This window comes from Enterococcus sp. 7E2_DIV0204, assembly GCF_002140855.1.
In the GTDB taxonomy this organism is placed as follows: Bacteria; Bacillota; Bacilli; order Lactobacillales; family Enterococcaceae; genus Enterococcus_L; species Enterococcus_L lemimoniae.
The window spans coordinates 3,275,536-3,292,854 of sequence record NZ_NGKY01000001.1 but is presented as its reverse complement, the minus strand read 5'-3'; the positions used below and the strand labels follow the sequence as shown (position 1 = coordinate 3,292,854).

The window sequence follows — 17,319 nt, the reverse complement described above, 5'->3', positions numbered from 1 at the left end:
AGTACTTTAGTGATCATTGGATTTTTTCGATTCAATGATCACTATTTACATTGAAAAGGGGTGATGTTATCGCTATTCATTTAGAAAATCAAACATTATTTCAAATTAAAATAAAGGTCAGCAATTCATCTAAAAGTATTTTACTTGTTTCAAAGTATAAATATTCCAAATACATTGTTGACGGAATGATAGTTTATTCTATTCCATCAGAATATGATAAAGTAGCTAACTCTTTCAAAAATTTTAACGAAGACGCTCTGATTGATACTGCTAGAATTTTTCAGAAGAATATTAGTAAAGGAATTTTTATTTTAATCAAGGATGCTAATGTTATTATGGGGGCACCAATATTTGATTCATCACTTGCATGGATGTTAATTAATAATGAATTAGTTATTAGCGATACAATTAATAACATAGCTATCTTTTTTAATTTGCCATTGTCTAAATCAGCTCTTGGGTTACATTTAATAAACAGTTTACCATATTATCCATTTCAAAATGTTCCATTGTGGGAAGGAGTAAATGTTGTTGATCCGTTTTGTGTCTTACATTATATAAATGGAAGACTTGATGAAGTGAAAACTTGGCAATCTCCTGTATTAAATAATGATGTTAATTCTACTTATAAAATGCTAAGAGAGCATTTTTTGAATGTTATAAATCACTATATAATTGAAAATTCTCAATTAACTGCTGACCTTTCAGGAGGTGTAGATTCAGCTACTATCGTTTATCTTTTAAAGTCACTAAATGCTAATTTTAAACTATACCACTCTATGTCAGATAGTAAGGTAAATAGTGATTCCAAGTGGGCGCAGTTAATTGCAAATGATATTAACCATTCCTTCACTACTCTAAACTCAGTTGGAAGTTCAGGAAAAAGGTTTGAGGCAAATTTGGATTATCCCAATGGTGTACTTACTGATTATCCATTACTTTGGGCAGATAGTGAAGGATATGCTAGCAGTATTGCAGAATCAAATCTCAATCCTTCAATTCATCTTATGGGTCTTGGTGGAGATGAATTATTCTCACCTATGCCAGCATATGCTTGGTCGAGAATTAGAGAGAAAAAGATGAGGAGTTTCTCATTAGGTCTTAGGTATTGTTTACTTTCTAGAACTCCTATTATAACTGGAATGATAGAACTAATGAATAAGACCTCCTTTAAAAATGCAGTAAAACTAGAAGTTAATCTAGGCTTCGATAATCAAGCTTCTCGCAAAAAACGGTCCAATCTAAATTGGTGCGGTCCTATTAGAATACCTACCTGGTTAACTGAAACATGTCAGAATAGTACCTATGAGCTTGCTTTAGAAACAATTGATGCTATTTCTGATAGCCTTGATTTAGACCGCTCCCGTCATCAAACATTGGAATCAATAATATTTCAACGAAGAGTGGTTAACCAGCTTAATAAAGCTTATGAAAAAGACAAAATAACTTGGGAGGCTCCATTTCTAGATTTTAAGATTGTAGATTCAGCATTATCTATCCCAATAAGCTATCGTCAAGACCAGGATATGACCAAAGCAACTTTATACTATGCAACAAAAGGAATTACACCACGCGATATTTTTACTCGTGGCTTCAAAGGTGATTATTCAGAAGGAATGTATGAGAGTTACAAAAAAGCAACAAAATATAATTATAATCAAATAAGAGATTTCAAACTTGTAGATTTAGGCTTAGTCGATCCAGATAAACTACTTTTTGAACAGTCAATGCCGACTGCTTTGGATGATAGAATAGAATCTTTTGATAGACTTTCAGCTGTTGAACGTTGGTTGCGTATTGTGATGCGACATCAGTCAAAATAAGACTGATTTTACTTAAGTTCTCATGTTATGAATGAAAAAGAAGAGAGGGGTGGAGAATAGTGGTGAAAATGAAAAGAGAGCTTACTATTATTGATCAGGATGGTGGTGCTTTAGTCTTCGATAAAAGCAGAGGGATTTATTTTCAAGTAAATATGGCAGGAGCAGTTTTAATTCGTGAATTGATTAATGGTAAGTCAGTTGAGGAACTGATTGCAAAGCTAGAAACTGTATTTTCTTTACATCATGAGCAAGCTACTTCTGATGTTTCTGATTTTCTTTATATGCTCCAAAAAAAGGGGGTAATTAAGTGAATATTCCACTTTTTTCAGAAAAGCCAAATCAAGTCCCTTTTAGAATAAAATGGCTTGCAAGGATTGCATTACTCATTTCTGCACCACTGAACTGGGTTTCACCAAGTATGATAGAACGACTACTTTTACGACTAATGAAAAAGAAACCTGTATCTACAAGAGCAAAAGCTCAAGAGATTCGAGATGGAGTATGTGGTGTTAGTAAACGGTGTAGAAGTCAAGAGGGGTGCCTTAGACGTTCTTTGGCTGTAACCATAGCAGTATTGCTGCAACGAAAATCGATAAGTTGGTGTACTGGATATGCTTTAGAACCTTTTAGAGCACATGCTTGGGTTGAAATAGAGGGAGAACCGATCGGTGAACCAGATGAAGTTAAGTTGTATTCGAAAAGTATAAGTATACCTCATAGAACTACTATTCAAGCTAATGCTAATGATGAATTAGATAGTAGCTTGAATAGTTCATCGGATAGTGAGCTAGATTCTGCGAATCAATATTCAGATGATACGAAAGCACCAACTATAGGAATTAGAAAATTATTTTCTTTGACAAAAGGACATAATCGAGAATTTATTTTAATACTAATGCTTGGGTTGGTGAGTGCGGCACTAACTTTAGTACAACCTAATCTGGTGGCTGATTTAGTTGATCAAGCTAATCTTGAGATTAGATTCAATACTAGTTTGGGATTATTAATTATTGTGTTAACTCTTTCTACGATATTAACTGCAGTTCAATATTATCTGTTACAAAAGGTAGGAGAAGGCGTTGTTTTTCAAGCAAGAAAAAGCCTCGTTAGTCATTTGTTACGTCTTCCTATTTGTGAATATGATGAAAGAAATGTTGGTGATTTGCTTAGTCGTGTTATTGGAGACTCATCTCAATTGAAGACTGGTATTATTCAAGGATCAGTTGCTTTGACAAGTGGCATTTTTATTGTTATTGGTGCGGCCGTTGGCATGATATTAAGGGATTCTTTTTTGTTTATGATAGTTTTAATAACAATATGTTTAGCTTTCATAGGAATAATATTAATGAGCACCGCTGTTCAACGAGCAAGCTTTAAGTTGCAGCAAGAACTTGGAAAACTTAGTGGAATTGTAGAACGTGATCTTCATGCAATAAGAACTATTCGAGCAGCAAATATTACTCATGAAGAAGAAGAAAAATCCAAACAGCAAGTAGAAAAACTATATAAAGCTGGCATTAAATTAGCTAAAATCCAGTCTTTATTGACTCCAATATCAAATATGAGTTTACAAGTGTGTGGTCTAATAGTCATTGGAATTGGAGGGTATCGCGTTTCTATTGGTGCAATGGCAGTCGCTGATTTTATTGCCTTTGCTTTATTGCTTTATATGATAATTGGTCCAGTAGGACAAATTCTTAATGCTTTTTCTGGTATAGGCGATTCCTTAGGGGCTTTTGCACGAATTCAAGAGTTACTAGACTTAGCACTAGAAAATGAATACGATGTACCTCAATTGATTTCTCTCAATAAAAATGAATCAATCCAAAAATCAGCCATTTTTTTTAATGGAATCAGTTTTTCCTATAATAAAGTTGCCTTTGGAACAAATATGAAAGAACGAGATAATGAAATGATTCTAAGGGATATTACTTTATGTGTAGAAAAAGGGAAACGAACAGCGATAGTTGGTCCTTCTGGTGCGGGAAAGAGCACTATACTTCAATTAATAGAACGATTTTATGAGCTAAATAGTGGCGAAATATACGTAAATGGGGTGGACTATCGTAACTATAGTCGAGAGGAACTTCGTCAGTTGATAACATACGTTGAACAAGATTCTCCTGTTATTTCTGGTACTTTACGCGAAAATTTACTTTTAGGGAATCTGACAGCCACTGATGAAGAATGTATTAAAGTCTTGCATGAAGTGAATCTTAAACATCTTTTAGAGAGAGCATCTAACGGTCTTGATGTCCAAGTAGGAGAAGGCGGGGCTCGACTTTCTGGTGGAGAACGGCAGCGTTTAGCTATGGCACGATCCTTATTATCGAAAGCTGAAATTGTACTACTTGATGAGCTGACCTCTAATTTAGATAGTCTTAATGAAATTGGGATGAAGAAAGCTGTGGATAAAATGAAAGGAATAAAAACAGTTATAATCGTTGCTCATAGACTATCTACAGTGGTAGATTCTGATGCTATATATGTTCTCGAACATGGTAGAGTTGTAGGAACCGGTAATCATAATGAATTACTCGAAACAGTACCCTTATATCGAGAGCTGGCTAAAGAACAATTTGTTGATTTCCAAGTATAAGTATTTTATTTCTAAGTTAACAACAAAGTAACTATTCTATTGATGTCTTTGTTTATATGTTAATAGATGGCCATTTTAGTAGGCTTTCAAAAAGTACGCTTATTCTAAAATGCGTGCTTTTTTATTTAAACTAACAATACTTTATTAAGACTTTATCTTAGGTAAACCAAAACTTTATTTTACTTTGATAGGATAAGGATAAGTAAAAAATATTTTAGGAGGAAAGAGATGAAAAATAGAAAGCAAGTTCCCATATTAGAGTTAAAAGGTATTACAAAAAGAGTAAACAAGAAAAACCTAGTGAATAATTTAAGCTTCACGCTGAAAAAGGGAGATATATATGGTTTTCTCGGTCCCAATGGCTCTGGTAAAACAACGACTTTAAGGATGATAACACAACTGATTTTTCCAACAACTGGAGAAATATTAATTAATGGATATTCTGTTGAAAAGGATCGTCGAAAAGCCTTATCTGCTGTAGGAAGTATCATTGAAAATCCAGCTTTTTATTTAGAGTTAACAGCTAAGCAAAATTTGAGTCTTAGTAATTCTTTAGCTGATAAACCTGTCAAAAAATCAAGAATTGATGAAGTTTTAGATATTGTACGCTTAAGTGAAGCTAAAGGTGATAAAGTAAAAACTTTTTCTTTAGGGATGAAGCAACGGTTAGGCTTAGCGAATGCACTTCTTTGCAATCCTGACTTGATTATTCTTGATGAACCAACAAACGGAGTTGATCCTGTTGGCTTACGCGAAATGAAAGTATTGATTAAAGAATTGGCTGAAAGAGAAAACATTACCTTTTTGATTTCAAGTCATATGCTAAGAGAAATGCAAGATCTATGTAATCGAGTAACAATTATTCAAACAGGTAAACTTCTAGAGAGTGGAGCAGTAGATGAATTATTAAAAAGCTATCAAGTAAATAATCTAGAAGATTTGTTTTTTGCTTGTGTAGGGGGAAAACCAAATGAAAAAAATTAATAAGTTGTTGATATTTGAAACTAAGCGTATGATATTTTCTAAAATGACAGTTGTTTATTCTGCTATCTATTTGGTTAGTTTTGTTATATCAGCTCTCTTTTTCAAAGAAATGGGAAGTGAGGGATCAGTGCTAACTATTGGGAATGCTCAATCTTTTCCTATTCAGCATTTGCAAGCAAGTTTCTTCTTTACAGGAATTTTTATTGCTATTTATGTTAGTAAAATCAGTAGTCAAGATCGTATAAAAGGAATGATTAAAATACCATTGACACGATCTGTTTCTCGGTTAGAGTATTATCTTAGTCGCGTACTTTCAATTTTTTTCTTTTGCCTGTTTATCACGTTTATTATGATTGCTCTTAGTTACTTAGTAGGCATGTTCTTTTTTGGTTGGGGCAATCAATTAGTTTTTCATTCGTTTACTACTAATGGATTCATGGGTATTTTAATTACCTTTCTATGTGGCTTAGCTTTTGCCTTCGCTTATTTTGGGTTTGGTTTGATTAGCTTAGTCATTTCTATGTATTCTGATCGAGCAATAGAGAACGCTACAATAATGGGTATATTATTGATGATTGGACAGTATTTCGAACTTCTTCCAAGTATAAAGCAGTTCACGATTTTTCATCAAATGCTCTTTTTCCACATGGATATTTTTGATAAACCTCTTTTATACAATATTTTTAGTTTTCTGATTATAGTTGTTTATTGTATTATTTTTGGTTTTGTTGGTTATAAAATATTCAGAAAAAAAGATTTATTTGTTTAATAGGGGAGGAAATACTATGTTAAAGCAATTAAAATTTGATTTTGAAAGAATGCTTTACCAGAAGAAGTACGCAATAATTTTGATAATCATTTTACTTCTAAGTGTTTTTTTTGCAGCTTTTTTAATCTATAAAGGTCAATCAAATTTAGAGGTAGTCAAAAGCAGCTTAAAACAGTTTCGTCCATTTTATTGGTTAATTTGTTGCTATCTTATTTGCGATTTAATCACTGTTGATTATCATAATGGTACAATGAAAGAAGTGATTCCTTATTCAAGTAGTCGTAAAATTTACCTCATATCAAAAACGATTATTGCAGTTGGCACTTGCTATTTGATTCTATTCATCCATTTATGTAGTACGATTATTATAACAACAGTTTCAACCACTCAATTAGACTATTTACAAGTAGTAAATTTTTTCTTTTTGGCTTCACTTGGAGCATTTGAAACTATTTTACTCTTTGTTGGTTTCTTTTTATTAAGCATGATTATCACTGAAAGCGAAGCTGTTACAATTGGTTTTGCATTGGGAACGGTGTTTATAATGTTGATATTAGAATCTATTCAACAAGCTGTTAAATATGTTCCAACAATGCAAATGATCGAGTTACCCTTGTCAAGAGGTACAGATTTAAATTTGGGAATTCAAGTAGTAATGGTCTTAGTTTCGTTAGGAGTAATATCTTTAGTTACAACGATTCAAGTATTCAAACGGAAGGATTTATTTCTATAAAGTATTGCACTGTTTGATAAGTACTTTAATGTTATAATGCGAGTATAGAAACTTATAACTTAAGAAAATAAATCCATTTTAATGGGAGGAAAACTATGAAGAAGAAAGTATTGATTATTGAAGATGAACGAGATTTAGCCAACATGATAAAAAATTATCTTCATAAAGAGCAGTATCAAGTTGAAATATGTAATGACGGAAATTTAGCTTTTTCTGTTGTTGAAAATTTCCAACCAGATATGGTACTTTTGGATTTAATGCTTCCAGGACAAGATGGATTAGAAATTCTTAGGCAGATTCGCTCGAAGTCTACCTTACCCGTGATTATTATCAGTGCCAAAGAAACAGAAGGCGATCGTATTTTAGGTTTAAAACTTGGAGCGGATGATTATCTGACCAAACCCTTTTCTATAAAAGAGCTGGTAGTTAGGATTGCCACACTTTTTAGACGAATAGATACATATCAACAATCACAAAATTATCAAAAACACATTGAGTATAATGGTATTTCTATTGATTTTTCGGCAAGATTAGTAAAAAATAATCAAAAGATTGTTAATCTTACTGTTAAGGAATTTGATTTACTTGCTTTTCTGCTGAAATATCCACAACAAGTGATGAGTAAGGAGCAGATATACGACAATGTTTGGGGAATCAATGAATTCGGCGATATAAATACAGTAGCTATTCATATTCAAAAAATAAGAGAAAAACTAGGTAAACTTAATAATATAAGTACTGTTCGTGGAGTTGGTTATCGCTTTGATGGTGAATTAGAATGAAAGAGAGTATAACACGTAAACTCGCCATTAATTGTTGTATACTTTGTATATTACCTGTTCTATCAATGCTTTTTTTGACACACGTTAAATTTGTTTTGATTTTCTTGGTATTTGTCACTATTCCGACAGTCATTTTAACTATTTGGATTATTAATTTTATTAAAAATAGAGTAACCAAACCATTAAATCTTTTAATTAAGGAGGCTAAGACTATTTCAGCTGGTAATTTATCTCACCCTATCGGTTATGAAAAAGAAGATGAATTAGGCAATTTTATTCTATTATTTGATGAAATGAGAAAGACGTTAGAACAACAACAAATTAAACAAAGAACATTTGAAATTGAACGCAAACATTTTATTACTAGTATTTCACATGATATGAAAACTCCTATAGCTTCTATCTCTGCTTACATTGAAGCTTTACAAGACAAAATTGCTGATACGCCGGAAGAGGAAACACAATATTTGAATATAATTGAAAGTAAGTTGACCATATTAACAGAGTTTTCAAAGCAATTGAGCTTATGTTACACTTTGCCAGAAGATTTACATTTGGATTTTCAGGAAGTTAATTGTTACGATTGGACAAATATGCTTTTAAAAAATATAGAAAGTGAATGTAAAATTCGAGGGATTTCATCACAACTCAAAAATAAGGTAAATAAAAATAATACAGCAGTAATGTTGATTGATTTTTATCAACTGGATAGAGCTATTCAAAATATTTTGAGCAATTCGTTTCGTTATACAAAAAAACTATTGTCAATTTCTACTAGAATAGAAAATAAGAACCTCTGTCTGATTATTGAAAATGATGGTTGCATATTAGCTACAAAAAATATAGATAAAATTTTCGAAAGGTTTTACACTGAAGACTATTCAGATGCTCAAGGACATTTAGGTTTAGGTTTATCCATTTCTAAAACAATCATTCAATCAATGAAGGGGAATCTGATTGCGTATCTTAATGAAGATGTGATTACTTTTGAAATTCAAATTCCTTGGACATTGGATTCAAGAAGAAAAATTTGAAGAGCTCAATCAAATGATTTTAGAATGGCTAGAAAAATGAGTGAAGACCTATTTTTTAGGAATCAAATAGAATTTATCGATTGGTTAACGATTAATTATCAAAGTGTTAGTGAAATTTGGGTAGTCTTTTTTAAGAAAAAAACGAATAAAGTAAGTCTTACTTGGCCCGAGTCAGTGGATTATGCACTATCTTTTGGTTGGGTTGATGGACTGAGGAAAACAGTTGATGAAGATCGCTATAAAATTTGCTTTACACCACGTAAGCCGAATAGTGTTTGGAGTAAGGTTAATGTGCAAAAGGTGTATAAACTGATAGCGCTCAATCAAATGAGGCCTGAGGGATTGGTTGTTTTCAATCAAAGAAAGGACCAAACAGGTTATTCTCTAGTCCATAGGAATATTCCTCTAATGAAAGAATATGAGGATGAAATCAGAAAAAATCCAACTTCTTGGGAATTTTTTAATCAGCTTTCACCTTCTTATAAAAGAGATTCTATTTGGTGGGTGATGGATGCTAAAAAAGAAGAAACTAGACGAAGAAGATTGAATCGATTAATTGTTTCATGGGAAGAAGGGAAAAGGTTAAGACCTTAGATTACGGCAGTGTAGCAGAGAGCGTTGCTAATGAATGAGAAAATGTTGATTGGATGGACCTACAAATAGGTGATACTCTAAAAAATAGAAGACTGAAAATCCTTTTTGCGATTTTCGGTCTTCTATTTTATATACCCAAGCTCACTTAAAACTAACCTCAACAGTTGGTAGAAGTTGATTAACATCTGATACTTTTTAATTATATCTATGGTATAACATTGCCGAAAAACTTTTAATAAAATATAAACATCAACCACTGTATCAGATGAGTGACACAGCAGTTGAGTAATAACCTGACTAAAAGGAGATTAAAATGAAAACGATCTACATTTTATTAACGCGCTCTAAAACCTACATCTCAAGATTAATTCAACTAGCAACATCAGATGACTATACTCATGTTTCGATTGCATTTGATGAAATGTTATCACAATTCTATAGTTTTGGACGTAAGCAGCCGCATTTTCCATTACCTGCAGGACTTATTCAAGAAAGTTTGACCAACTGCTTTTTGGATTATCATAAAGACACACCATGTGCTCTCTATGAGCTAAAAGTGTCAAAAGTAGTCTATCAACAAGCTAAGCAAGAAGTGCAACGCATGGTAACTGAAAAGCAACAGTATCGTTATAGCATTATTGGATTAATCTGTTGTAAGTTTGCAATTCCATATCAACGAGAAAAGTATTACTTTTATTCTCAATTTGTAGCTGAAATTTTAGAAAAAAGTCAGGCACTTGAATTACCAAAGCCAGCAGAGTTGATCAGACCAGCAGATTGTATGGAGTTAGTTACAGGAGATTGCTTGTTCACTGGGAAAGTGGGCGAGCTTGCTGCTAGTGTTAGTACCTTGTAGATTCATATTAACGATTGAAAAACTAATGGACAGAGTGAATCCGTACCTGTTCAAAGCAATGAATAAAATTACGTGTACCACTTTCAAAATTATTTGTGATTTTCAACTATGGCTTTCTTCAAAATGTAGAGCTGCCCCAACAAGATTTGCATCGTTTTTGAAACGGCAAATTTTTATATTAGGTAATGACAAGGGTTGATTGAAGGTTTTATAAAGACTTCTGTAAAGGTTGAGTTTACTCGTTTGATTTGTGGCTAATGCATCTATCTGTTTGTTCAACAGTGGTAAAAGATCGGGGTTATTACTGATTCCACCCCCAATACCGATAATGTCAGGTTTGAAAGCTTCGTTTAAAAATAACAAGATCTCAGCAAGAACAGTATACATTCGCTCAATTTCTTGGATAGCAATGGCATTCCCTTGTTTAGCTAATTCAAAAACATCTTTTCCTTCAATAGTTTGAGGTAACTTAAAACTTTTTAGGGAAACTGTTCGTCCAATATGAACAGGCGAAACTTTTGCGTTATTGATAGTTTTAATTGTATCAGCGATGAATTTTTCAAAATTGTTAATTTTGTCAGTAGTATTTTTAATAATCTTACCGTCTTCCACAACAGAGAGCCCGATACCAGAGCCAATAATGGTAAATAATGCGTGTTGATGCTCTTTTCCAATTCCTAGTGTCATTTCAGCGAGGGCTGCACTGTTTGCATCATTTTGCAACGAGACTGGCAAGTGTAACGTTTGCGAAAATTCATTTTGAAATTCACCCAGATGTAAAAAGGGAACATAACTTAAGCCACGTACAATCCCAGATAGTTCATCGGGCTCTCCAGGGCAGCTGACAGCGATTCCTTTAATTAAAAACTCTGGGTAGGCACTGTCACATAGTTCTTGTACAGAACTATAGAAATTTTTGCGAGTCAAAGGTGTTGGGAAGCTAGCTTGGTGATACAGTTGCTCGTTGTACCAAATCCCATGTTTGACAGCGGAGCCGCCTATATCTAGCGCTAAAATAGCCTGATTATGTTGAGTCATTGGCTGAAATCCTTTCTAATAGCTGTTTTTCAATTTGTTTGTTATTAATTCAACTGTTTATCTGCCATTTTAGTGCTTTTCTTGTAGAAATACAAGTTACGGGTAAAATGTTATCAACTGAGATCAATTCTTAATAGCGATCGCTTCAATTTCAATCAACGCTTTTGGATGAAATAGCCCGCTAACTTCTACTATTGTGTCAGCTGGAAATGGTGATGAAAAATATTTTTCCCGCAAGTCTACAATTGTTTGGAAGTTCGTCAGATCTGTTAAGAATATCGTCACTTTCAAAACATGATCAAAAGAAGAGTTTCTAGCTTTTAAAACAGTTCTTAGATTAGTGAAAGCTTGCTCTGTTTGGGCTGTAAAATCACCAGAGTGGAGTAAATTACCAAATTCATTGATGCTTATTTGCCCTGAAATGAATAGTAAATTATCTATGGAAATTCCCTGAGAGAGATTAAAAGGTGCATAAGGATCTGGGAAAATATCAATGGATTTAAACTTTTTTTTCATGTTTAGTACCTGCTTTCTTCTATACATTTTTGTAAACAAATGCTGAAATTTCCAAGTGTTTTAGCTAAATCTAATTGGTGACAGACTATTTCTTTGCTATAATTATCATATCGTCAGTCTAACGAAAAGAAAATATCGCATTTTTTTGTGCGTGACTTACTTTAAAGTAAGGGAGGATTTACCAATGTCAAAAATACCGCAAGAAGTTTTTTTTATTGCAAGATGTGATTAAAGGGAAATGGAAAAGCCCGATACTTCAATATTTAGATACAGGTAGTAAACGACCAAAAGAATTGCTAGATTTATGCGCTGGAATTTCTACAAAAGTAATGAAAGAGCAACTTACGCAATTAAAGGAAGATGGTTTGATCGAACGAATTGTTTTTCCAGAAGAAGTTCCTGTAAAAGTCGAATATTCTTTAACAGTTTATGGAAAACAATTCATCCCATTATTACATCAACTGTGTGAAATTGGAGAAGCACATGCTAAAAAGCATGATTTAGCGATTAAAAAGACGAATTATTCTTAAGCTGTACTTAATTGCAAGCACAATAAACATGACTTACTAGGTAGCATGAAAGGAGTGTCAAACATGAATATAAAAAAAGTTAGTGAATTAAGTGGTGTGTCCGCGGATACAATCAGGTATTATGAACGAATTGGTTTGATTCCACCAGTGAAACGGACTGTGAGTGGGATTCGGGATTTTGACGAAGAAGACTTACGCTGGATTGTTTTTAGTCGGCAGATGAGAAATGCTGGTTTGTCTATTGAGTCTATGGTGAATTATATAAACCTATTCCAAGTAGGAGATGAAACAGTTCCAGTACGTAAAGAAATTATTGCAGCGCAAATTAAAATGTTAAAAGAAAAGGCTTCTGAATTAAATACAGCGATTGATAGATTGGAGTTTAAGTTAGCCAATTATGACGAGCACATGATTCCAGCAGAAAATTCTTTACGTGCCTTTAATCTAAATAAATGAACAAAATCAATAACTTCTGAATGTTGATGATATCTAAAAATAGCTTTTAGAGTCGATCGGCATTTGGAAGTTTTTTAGCTATTAAAGAAAATGCTTGACTTAGAGTGCACTTTAAGAGATAAACTGTGGTCAGATTAAAGAAAAACAATCATTTTAAGGAGGAAATAGAATGGATTATGTAAAATTTGGTAACACTGGAATGGACGTTTCAAGATTGTGTTTAGGTGCGATGGGTTTTGGAGATCCTAATAGTGGATTCCATGAATGGGTCTTAGAAGAGGCAGAGAGTATGAAAGTCATCAAAAAAGCGCTTGATTTGGGCATTAATTTTTTTGATACAGCGAATGTCTATTCTTACGGTGCAAGTGAGCGTATTCTTGGAAAAGCACTCAATCAATATGCAAATCGTGATGAAATCGTTGTTGCCACCAAATTGTTTACAACGATGAAAAAAAATGTGCCAAATAGCGGGGGACTTTCAAGGAAAGAGATTTTTCATCAAATCGATGCGAGCTTAGAACGATTAGGCATGGACTATGTTGATTTATACATCATTCATCGCTGGGATTACAAGACACCGATCGAAGAAACGATGGAAGCTTTGCATGACCTGGTGAGATCTGGAAAAGTTCGCTATATTGGTGCTTCAGCGATGTTTGCATGGCAATTTTCGAAAGCACAGGCCGTGGCTGATAAACATGGCTGGACCAAATTTGTTTCTATGCAAAATCATTTGAACCTGTTATACCGTGAAGAAGAAAGAGAAATGCTGCCGTTGTGTGAGGATCAAAAAATTGCTGTTACACCATACAGTCCATTAGCTTCTGGTCGCTTAACTCGAGATTGGAGTGCTCAGACAAAACGTTTTGAATTAGATAAAATGGCGATGTCAAAATATGACACAACAGCGGATCAAGATCACATTATTGTTGCAAGAGTTGCTGAAATTGCAGAGAGACGTGGTGTAGAACGCGTACAAGTAGCTCTAGCTTGGTTGCTCCAAAAAGAAGCGGTCGTTGCACCTATTATTGGCGCAACAAAAGAAAGTCATTTGACTAATGCAATTCCAGCCCTAGATTTAGTTTTAACAGAGGCAGAGGTGGAATTTTTAGAAGAGCCTTATGTTCCGCACAAGGTCGTTGGACACCAATAAGTGTTTAAAAAATAGCAGTCGGAGGGATAAGCAATGTCAAAGTTCGAAGAAGTTAAAGAGGGTGTGATTTTTCCGATAGGAGAAAAAAATGTAGCTTATGCTGATTATTTTAGAGGTCAAAGCTACTTGAAAAACTTAGTAGCAGATCCAAAAATAAATGTTGGAGTAGGCAATGTAACGTTTGAACCTGGTTGTCGCAACAATTGGCATATTCATCATGACGGCTTTCAATTGCTGTTAGTAACAGGTGGTGAAGGCTGGTACCAAGAAGAAGGGAAACCAGCCCAATTTTTGACAGCTGGTGATGTTATTATTATCCATGACTGTATTAAACACTGGCATGGCGCTGCAGTCGATAGTTGGTTTGAACATCTAGCAATCACAGCTGGGACACCAGAATGGTTAGAACCAGTTTCAGATGAAAGCTATCATCAGTTGAAAAAATGAATAAACGATGGGAGTCCTATTTCATGAAAAAACAAACAGCAGGCAGAGATCAACTTGGAGCGTTTGCACCAAAATTTGCTGAATTAAATGATGACCTACTATTTGGTGAAATCTGGTCTAGAGAAGAGCAACTTTCACCTCGTGACCGTAGTTTGATCACTTGTTCAAGTTTATTAACCCAAGGTATGCCGCAACTAGAAGCACACATGAAGATGGCGAAACAAAATGGTGTGACCAAAGATGAAATGGTCGAGTTGATCACTCATCTGGCTTTTTATACCGGGTGGCCCAAAGCATGGTCAGCATTTTCATTGGCCAAAGAAATTTTTGGAGAATAGCTAAACAGAGCGGAATGCTAGATTCTAAAAGCATTTCGTTTTTTTTGTTGAGTTAGAAGTCCTTATTTCTAAAGCCTATAAATTTTAGTGTTATAGCGCCTAGAAAATAGGAAGCCGGCTACTTTGTATCGTGATTCAAAGCAATTTATAGTAGCAGGAAACGTAATTTTTTTGAGTTATATCCTAGCATCATCTGCTAATTTTTTATTAAATTTATTAAAAAAGAACGGAATGAATAGATACAATCAAGTTAAAATAGTAAAGTAGAGAAAAGAGCAAACAACTGATAAGTGAAGAACTACTGTTATTTAGCTGAAAGAAAGTGAGATACCATGAAAAAAAGAGCAATATTGATTATCCACGGGTTTGGCGGTAATGAAAAAGAAATTCTCTATTTGCACGATTACTTAAAACAGAATAATCTTGATTCATTTTGGATCCAACTAACCGGACATGATGGAAATAAAGAAAATTTTTCAAAAGTAACTTCAGATCAATGGTTGGCAGATGTTGAGCAAAAACTAGATGAACTTGAGCAAATCTATACTCAGATTACTTGTGTTGGATTTTCAATGGGAGGGTTACTGACGATCCAGGCATCAGAACGAGCATCAATCGATCAATTGGTTTTGTGTAGCACACCGATTTATCTTTATAACGCTAACGTCATTAGCCAAGATCTCATAAAGGGATTAGTGTTTAAAAAACAGGAAAAATTAAATTATTATTTTGATTCTGCAAAATCGATTTCTATTCACTCATGTGTTCAATTCTTATCCTTACTTCAAAAAACAAAGAAAAAAATAAAGAAAGAACACCCATCTGAATTAAAGAAAAAAGTCCTTATTCTGCAAAATAGACAAGATGAAACGACTCACTACAAGAGTGCTTATTATTTAGCCAAAAATATTAACGCACAGGTTGTTTTAAAAATATACGAGAACGGTAGACATCAGCTATTTTTAGGTGGAAATAAAAAACGTGCAGTAGAAGATATCAAGGAGTTTATCCTAAACTAAATAATCGGAACCATGACATCCTCATTGGCTAGGTATCAAATCTAGTATGAGGATATTTTTGTTTTTTTATGAATAAATAAGTATAAAAATACAGAATAAGAAGTGGCTATTCTAGCTATTTCGGTGAAACGTTTCTATTAAAAACGAATTATTTATAGGTGCCTATGACATTATTTAACGCTATACCAAGAAAGAAAACGCTTGCTTTTGATACAATTAAGGAATATAATCTTTTTTGTAGAAACGTTTCACTAAATAATATTGAGGAGTGGAAGTATGAAATCATGGAAAAAGCTTTGCTTACTTGGAACAACTTTATTCGCAACTGTAGGTGTAATGGCAGCATGTTCTTCGGGAAATAAAGAAAGCGCTTCGGATGAATTGACATTTTGGTATATGGGTGATGGCGATCAAGGAATCAAGCCAATTGTTGACGAATTTACAAAAGAATCAGGAATCAAAGTTAAGATTCAAAGTATTCCATGGTCCACTTCAAGAGATAAATTACTCACAGCAGTGGCTTCTAAAGAAGGTCCTGATGTTGTTCAAATGGGTACGACATATATGAGTGAATTTGTTGATGCTGGAGCGTTAATGGATATTACAGAAGAGGTTCAAAAAAGTGACGTCATGAAATCAGATAATTTCTTTGATGGTTCTGTGGCGACAACAACATTTAGCAAAAAAACTTATGCAGTGCCTTGGTATACAGAAACTCGTGGACTCTATTATAGAAAAGATTTATTGGGAAGTGTTGGCTATAAAGAAGCCCCTAAAACTTGGGATGAGTTAGCTGATGCAGCTAAAAAATTAGCTGCTCGCGGCGATAATAAATATGGTTTTGGTGTAGAACTGAAAGAGCCAACATTCGGTTTTATGTTTGCTCGTCAAAACGGTTCAGAATTATTTGACAAAGATGATAAGCCGTTATTTAATCAACCAGAAATGGTAGATGCTTTAAAATTTTTAGACAAGTTAGTACAAGACGGTTCGGCTCCTAAAATGGATTTAGGTTTAGAAATCGGCCAAAGCTTTGGTGGTGAAGGTGTTGTACCAATGTTTATCAGTGGTCCATGGATGATCAATAGCATCAAAGATTCAGCACCAGATATCGATGGCAAATGGGGGGTAGCTGAACTACCGAAGGGACCTATCAACAATATGTCCGTAACTGGGGGAGCCAATTTAGCAGTCTTTAATAGTTCTAAGAAAAAAGAAGATGCAATGAAATTGATCGAATATCTTTCAAAACCTGAAAATCAAACGAAGTTCTTTGAAAGCACAAATTCACTTCCAACCAATAAAGAATCGTGGAATTCTGATGTGTTCAAAAACGATCCACTGATTTCGGTATTTGGAAAACAATTAAATGAGTCACAACCTATGCCATTATTAAAACAATGGGATGAAATTTCGCAAAACTTTATGAAACAATGGGAGCAAGTCGTAGTAAGTGGCAAAAATCTTCAAGAGGCAATGGATGAACTAAACGAACAAACGGAAAGCTTGATTAAATAAGTGTGAGGAGCAAAAGGAGTAAAGGTATAGAATCAACTAAAGGTTGGGACAGAAGGAAGTGCTTCTGCTCCCAACGTTTAGGTGAATACTAAGAGCCTGGCCTTTTATTGAGTTATAAGGAGGAAAGAAT

At 33.9% G+C, this 17,319-nt stretch carries 19 protein-coding genes; 17 read left to right on the top strand and 2 right to left on the bottom strand.

Features of this window, described 5'->3' with window-relative positions; genetic code table 11:
• Window positions 1-50: 50 nt before the first annotated feature.
• The 10 genes from A5819_RS15335 (at window position 51) to A5819_RS15290 (ending at window position 10,174) form a co-directional block, all read left to right on the top strand.
• Window positions 51-1,823: an asparagine synthase-related protein gene (locus A5819_RS15335; protein WP_254907288.1), complete on the top strand. Its 1,773-nt coding sequence runs from the start codon at window positions 51-53 to the stop codon at window positions 1,821-1,823.
• Window positions 1,824-1,891: 68 nt separating this feature from the next.
• A complete protein-coding gene (locus A5819_RS15330; RefSeq protein WP_254907319.1) occupies window positions 1,892-2,134 on the top strand; it encodes a PqqD family protein in 243 nt (80 codons plus the stop codon).
• A complete protein-coding gene (locus tag A5819_RS15325) occupies window positions 2,131-4,422 on the top strand; it encodes a lasso peptide biosynthesis B2 protein (protein ID WP_086279604.1) in 2,292 nt (763 codons plus the stop codon). Before A5819_RS15330 ends, A5819_RS15325 begins: the two co-directional genes overlap by 4 nt.
• Before the next feature lie 228 nt (window positions 4,423-4,650).
• Entirely contained in the window at window positions 4,651-5,406 is a 756-nt protein-coding gene (locus A5819_RS15320) for an ABC transporter ATP-binding protein (protein ID WP_086279603.1), read from the top strand.
• The gene (locus tag A5819_RS15315; RefSeq protein ID WP_086353063.1) at window positions 5,393-6,175 is read left to right on the top strand and encodes a hypothetical protein; all 783 of its coding nucleotides are present in this window, start codon (window positions 5,393-5,395) and stop codon (window positions 6,173-6,175) included. The genes A5819_RS15320 and A5819_RS15315 overlap by 14 nt, the downstream gene beginning before the upstream one ends.
• A gap of 16 nt (window positions 6,176-6,191) precedes the next feature.
• Window positions 6,192-6,908 carry a hypothetical protein gene (locus A5819_RS15310; RefSeq protein ID WP_086279601.1) on the top strand — a complete coding sequence of 239 codons (717 nt, stop codon included), beginning with the start codon at window positions 6,192-6,194 and terminating at the stop codon, window positions 6,906-6,908.
• Window positions 6,909-7,003: 95 nt separating this feature from the next.
• Entirely contained in the window at window positions 7,004-7,690 is a 687-nt protein-coding gene (locus A5819_RS15305; RefSeq protein ID WP_086279600.1) for a response regulator transcription factor, read from the top strand.
• The gene (locus tag A5819_RS15300) at window positions 7,687-8,724 is read left to right on the top strand and encodes a HAMP domain-containing sensor histidine kinase (protein WP_086279599.1); all 1,038 of its coding nucleotides are present in this window, start codon (window positions 7,687-7,689) and stop codon (window positions 8,722-8,724) included. Before A5819_RS15305 ends, A5819_RS15300 begins: the two co-directional genes overlap by 4 nt.
• A 36-nt stretch (window positions 8,725-8,760) precedes the next feature.
• On the top strand, window positions 8,761-9,318 hold the full coding sequence (locus A5819_RS15295) for a YdeI family protein (RefSeq protein ID WP_086279737.1): 558 nt from the start codon (window positions 8,761-8,763) through the stop codon (window positions 9,316-9,318).
• 313 nt (window positions 9,319-9,631) lie between these two features.
• Window positions 9,632-10,174, top strand: a complete 543-nt coding sequence (locus tag A5819_RS15290; RefSeq protein WP_086279598.1) for a hypothetical protein — start codon at window positions 9,632-9,634, stop codon at window positions 10,172-10,174.
• A 102-nt stretch (window positions 10,175-10,276) separates the two neighbouring features.
• On the opposite strand, the gene A5819_RS15285 is transcribed toward A5819_RS15290, so the two are convergent.
• Together A5819_RS15285 and A5819_RS15280 are read right to left on the bottom strand one after the other, a co-directional pair.
• Entirely contained in the window at window positions 10,277-11,212 is a 936-nt protein-coding gene (locus A5819_RS15285; protein ID WP_086279597.1) for an ROK family protein, read from the bottom strand.
• A 123-nt stretch (window positions 11,213-11,335) separates the two neighbouring features.
• Window positions 11,336-11,728 carry a RidA family protein gene (locus tag A5819_RS15280; protein ID WP_086279596.1) on the bottom strand — a complete coding sequence of 131 codons (393 nt, stop codon included), beginning with the start codon at window positions 11,726-11,728 and terminating at the stop codon, window positions 11,336-11,338.
• 224 nt (window positions 11,729-11,952) lie between these two features.
• Between A5819_RS15280 and A5819_RS15275 the strand changes: the two genes are divergently transcribed.
• From A5819_RS15275 to A5819_RS15245, 7 genes are all read left to right on the top strand, one after another.
• Window positions 11,953-12,258 (top strand): helix-turn-helix domain-containing protein, encoded by a 306-nt coding sequence (locus tag A5819_RS15275; RefSeq protein WP_254907318.1) that lies wholly within the window; start codon window positions 11,953-11,955, stop codon window positions 12,256-12,258.
• A 63-nt stretch (window positions 12,259-12,321) separates the two neighbouring features.
• Window positions 12,322-12,714 carry a MerR family transcriptional regulator gene (locus A5819_RS15270; RefSeq protein ID WP_086279594.1) on the top strand — a complete coding sequence of 131 codons (393 nt, stop codon included), beginning with the start codon at window positions 12,322-12,324 and terminating at the stop codon, window positions 12,712-12,714.
• Window positions 12,715-12,883: 169 nt separating this feature from the next.
• Window positions 12,884-13,867, top strand: a complete 984-nt coding sequence (locus A5819_RS15265) for an aldo/keto reductase (RefSeq protein ID WP_086279593.1) — start codon at window positions 12,884-12,886, stop codon at window positions 13,865-13,867.
• 33 nt (window positions 13,868-13,900) lie between these two features.
• On the top strand, window positions 13,901-14,314 hold the full coding sequence (locus tag A5819_RS15260) for a cupin domain-containing protein (protein ID WP_086279592.1): 414 nt from the start codon (window positions 13,901-13,903) through the stop codon (window positions 14,312-14,314).
• Between the two features lie 23 nt (window positions 14,315-14,337).
• The gene (locus A5819_RS15255) at window positions 14,338-14,652 is read left to right on the top strand and encodes a carboxymuconolactone decarboxylase family protein (RefSeq protein ID WP_086279591.1); all 315 of its coding nucleotides are present in this window, start codon (window positions 14,338-14,340) and stop codon (window positions 14,650-14,652) included.
• 332 nt (window positions 14,653-14,984) lie between these two features.
• Window positions 14,985-15,671, top strand: a complete 687-nt coding sequence (locus A5819_RS15250) for a carboxylesterase (protein WP_086279590.1) — start codon at window positions 14,985-14,987, stop codon at window positions 15,669-15,671.
• A gap of 276 nt (window positions 15,672-15,947) precedes the next feature.
• Window positions 15,948-17,189, top strand: a complete 1,242-nt coding sequence (locus A5819_RS15245; protein WP_086279589.1) for a sugar ABC transporter substrate-binding protein — start codon at window positions 15,948-15,950, stop codon at window positions 17,187-17,189.
• Window positions 17,190-17,319: the final 130 nt, after the last annotated feature.

Coding starts and splice junctions, on each gene's coding strand:
- A5819_RS15315 (WP_086353063.1), top strand. CDS start 5,393: ATGAAAAAAATTAATAAGTTGTTGATATTTGAAACTAAGCGTATGATA.
- A5819_RS15250 (WP_086279590.1), top strand. CDS start 14,985: ATGAAAAAAAGAGCAATATTGATTATCCACGGGTTTGGCGGTAATGAA.
- A5819_RS15300 (WP_086279599.1), top strand. CDS start 7,687: ATGAAAGAGAGTATAACACGTAAACTCGCCATTAATTGTTGTATACTT.
- A5819_RS15265 (WP_086279593.1), top strand. CDS start 12,884: ATGGATTATGTAAAATTTGGTAACACTGGAATGGACGTTTCAAGATTG.
- A5819_RS15295 (WP_086279737.1), top strand. CDS start 8,761: ATGAGTGAAGACCTATTTTTTAGGAATCAAATAGAATTTATCGATTGG.
- A5819_RS15290 (WP_086279598.1), top strand. CDS start 9,632: ATGAAAACGATCTACATTTTATTAACGCGCTCTAAAACCTACATCTCA.
- A5819_RS15305 (WP_086279600.1), top strand. CDS start 7,004: ATGAAGAAGAAAGTATTGATTATTGAAGATGAACGAGATTTAGCCAAC.
- A5819_RS15285 (WP_086279597.1), bottom strand. CDS start 11,212: ATGACTCAACATAATCAGGCTATTTTAGCGCTAGATATAGGCGGCTCC.
- A5819_RS15270 (WP_086279594.1), top strand. CDS start 12,322: ATGAATATAAAAAAAGTTAGTGAATTAAGTGGTGTGTCCGCGGATACA.
- A5819_RS15255 (WP_086279591.1), top strand. CDS start 14,338: ATGAAAAAACAAACAGCAGGCAGAGATCAACTTGGAGCGTTTGCACCA.
- A5819_RS15310 (WP_086279601.1), top strand. CDS start 6,192: ATGTTAAAGCAATTAAAATTTGATTTTGAAAGAATGCTTTACCAGAAG.
- A5819_RS15330 (WP_254907319.1), top strand. CDS start 1,892: ATGAAAAGAGAGCTTACTATTATTGATCAGGATGGTGGTGCTTTAGTC.
- A5819_RS15245 (WP_086279589.1), top strand. CDS start 15,948: ATGAAATCATGGAAAAAGCTTTGCTTACTTGGAACAACTTTATTCGCA.
- A5819_RS15320 (WP_086279603.1), top strand. CDS start 4,651: ATGAAAAATAGAAAGCAAGTTCCCATATTAGAGTTAAAAGGTATTACA.
- A5819_RS15280 (WP_086279596.1), bottom strand. CDS start 11,728: ATGAAAAAAAAGTTTAAATCCATTGATATTTTCCCAGATCCTTATGCA.
- A5819_RS15260 (WP_086279592.1), top strand. CDS start 13,901: ATGTCAAAGTTCGAAGAAGTTAAAGAGGGTGTGATTTTTCCGATAGGA.